Genomic DNA, 2,155 nt, shown 5'->3' with positions numbered 1-2,155 from the left:
CCCCCCCGGTGTCAATATCACAGTGCAACGCCCCTGCCCAACTGAAGGCAGGCAGCAGACACAACAGCAGGCCACACCAGAGTTTCATAATCAGTGTCCGTCAGAATGTCAGGGACTGATGCTGAACCGGGGATTCCCCCCCGAAATCATTCATCAGCGAATAATTCAGCGTGCCCGCTTTACCGCTCACCCCCGCCGGCAGCGCGTAACGCATTTCGCCTTTGGCCGGCACCATGCTCCTTTTATCCGCCACCGGCTGCGCGCTGCCGCCAGTCGTGACCGAAAGCTCAGAGAAGCTGGCGTAATACTGCGTCGGGTTTTTCACTACCAGCCAGGCTTTGCCGCCGTCGTGGCTCACCTGCCACTGCAGTTTACTGACCGTCTCAGCCGGTTTTTCGGACAGCGTCGTCGGGCGCAGGAAGATTTTCAGACGCGTGCGCACCGCCACCTGCAGCTGGTTGCCTTTCACTTTGCTGACCGGCGGCACTTCCTGGATCCACAGCCAGTACACCGACTCGCGGTCCTGCGGAATGCGGCCCGGCAGGATTACCATACGCAGCTTGCCCTCGCGCCCGGCCCCGATTTTAAACAGCGGCGGCGTGAGGATGAGCGGCAGGTTTTTATCGCTGCCTTTCAGGTCTTCCACCCACGACTGGACCAGGTAGTCCTGAGTGGTGTCGTCGTTGAGTAATTTAATCGACGTTTCTTTATCACTTTCCAGGGCCACGACGCGGGTCAGCGCCGGGCGCACCGCCGCGGAGGCGGCATTCGTCAGTAACAGGAGGCTCATCAGAGCGGGAACGGCAAGTTTAGTGAGTTTCATGATGTTCTCTGCTTAGCGGCAAACCGCATTAATTTGCTGGTACCAGGGCTCAGAAGGGCCTCCGGCATCCGGTAATGTGAACTGGCACTGAGCGTGATTGCCCAGATCCACATGCAGCGTTGCGCTCCCGTCGGCCAGAATGCCGTTGAGGTACAACAGTCCGTTATCGGCCACCATGCCGACCTGCTCCTTCTCCTGCCACGCACTGGCGCCAAACGGGGCGGTTTTGCCGTCCGGGAGTGATAACATCACAATCGCACGGCGTCCTACTTTGGTCTGAAAACGGCGCACAACCACGGCGCCGTGGGTCGGAATGACGTTCTGCCCGGCATCAATCAGCTCGACGTTGTCGGCGGCGTGACGCGTGTCGAGCGACAGCGGGTTATCACGATAGGCCGACACCGACGGCACCACGGCACGGCCCCAGCGGTTGGTCGAGACCCCCGGCTGGCCTTCCACGCTGATGTCTCTGGCGCCCGGCGTTTCGATAATCGCGATGGTGTCCCCCAGCTGCTGCGAGAGCACGATGCCGTCACCGTAGGCGACCACGCCGCCGGAGGCGCCTGCCGAGTACTGGCTGCTGCCCCGGCTGGTGCTGGCGCTGACGTTCATGTTGACCATGCTGTTGCGATACGCCATCGACGCGGCGGGCGAATACCCGCTGCTGTCGTGCTGGGCCGACACGGAATAGCTCAGGGCATTGTCCAGCTCCGTTCCGGACACCGTCGCCATCTGCGAGCCGCTGTCATGATTGCTGCTGTTGGTGCTCACCGACAGGGTGCGGCTGTTGCGGTCGCCCGCATCGAGCGGTATCGATAAGTTCAGCGAGAACTGGCGGTCATTATCACTATCGTCACCCGCGCCGGAATTTTTCTGATAGCTGTAGTTCAGACTGACGTTCACAAATTTAATCATGAAGCTGTAGCCCAGCGTCAGGGAGGTGTCGCGCGCCTCCGAGTCGTAATAGCTGTCCTGTTGCAGGGTCAGATAGCCGTTGCCGAAATCGCCCATCCCCTGGTTAAGGGTGGCCTGCACCTCGTTTTTGCGGTGACTGCGGGTGTTGCTGTCGCCCCAGCGCCAGCTGGCATAGTCCGGGAAATCCATAAAATCTTTGCTCTGATAGCGAAAACCCATCACCTGCAGGGACGTATCGGTGCTGTCAAAACGCCGGGCGTACAGCAGGCGCAGCGCGCGGCCGTTGTCGCTGATGTCTTCGTCACCGGTGCTGTCGCTGTCAGTTGCCGACTGGTGGCGCTCCAGCGCCCAGTCGAGCGACACGCTGCCCAGCACGCCGAGGTTCACCGCACTGCTCAGGGCCATGGACTGGTACCC

At 60.9% G+C, this 2,155-nt stretch carries 2 protein-coding genes; both read right to left on the bottom strand.

The features are described 5' to 3' along the window. Positions 1-100: 100 nt before the first annotated feature. Positions 101-823, bottom strand: a complete 723-nt coding sequence (locus ETG88_RS18735; RefSeq protein WP_252152570.1) for a fimbrial biogenesis chaperone — start codon at positions 821-823, stop codon at positions 101-103. Positions 824-835: 12 nt separating this feature from the next. Further along, a partial coding sequence (locus tag ETG88_RS18730; RefSeq protein WP_164971816.1) for a fimbria/pilus outer membrane usher protein occupies positions 836-2,155 on the bottom strand: 1,320 nt, incomplete at its 5' end.

This window comes from Lelliottia nimipressuralis, assembly GCF_004115925.1.
GTDB classification, from domain to species: domain Bacteria; phylum Pseudomonadota; class Gammaproteobacteria; order Enterobacterales; family Enterobacteriaceae; genus Enterobacter; species Enterobacter nimipressuralis.
Note: the sequence above shows the minus strand (reverse complement) of the source record. Positions and strands in the feature narration are given on the sequence as shown.

What these genes read in the sequence shown, in the direction of transcription:
- ETG88_RS18735 (WP_252152570.1), bottom strand. Translation starts at nt 823, where the DNA reads ATGAAACTCACTAAACTTGCCGTTCCCGCTCTGATGAGCCTCCTGTTA.